Genomic DNA, 377 nt, shown 5'->3' with positions numbered 1-377 from the left:
GGTTGTAGTTCGCGGTGAGGTTGGGGTGGGAGACCGTGTCGACGGAGACCATCTGCACGTCGTCGTTCAGGATGACCCGGGCCCTGTGGCCGATCTCCGCCTAGGTGCCGAGGTGGGCGTCGGGCAATTCGAGCGCGATTCCGAGGACGTTGGCGTTCGCCTTGGCGTCCCGGCCCGGCCAGGTGAAGTTGTCGAGGATCCCTTCGTGGTCGGCGAAGAAGGGGTCGGTGCGCTGGCCGTGGGTGTGCTTGTCGGTGTTCGTCGAGCCGGTTGACGTGGTGCCGGTGGAACGCGACGCCTTGGACTGCCGCGCAGTGGTGCGGGTGGCGGTGTTGGTGGGGGCGGTCGGGGTCTAGGGCGGGCGGGAAGGCGAACAG

At 68.2% G+C, this 377-nt stretch carries 1 pseudogene; it reads right to left on the bottom strand.

What is annotated here, in order from left to right:
- Positions 1-100 precede the first annotated feature (100 nt).
- Positions 101-289: pseudogene (locus PUR56_RS43245) on the bottom strand (hypothetical protein); the annotation flags it as partial.
- Positions 290-377: the final 88 nt, after the last annotated feature.

The sequence above is a fragment of the Streptomyces sp. BE303 genome, assembly GCF_036290945.1.
Classification (GTDB): Bacteria; Actinomycetota; Actinomycetes; order Streptomycetales; family Streptomycetaceae; genus Kitasatospora.
This window is presented reverse-complemented; position numbering and strand designations above follow the sequence as displayed.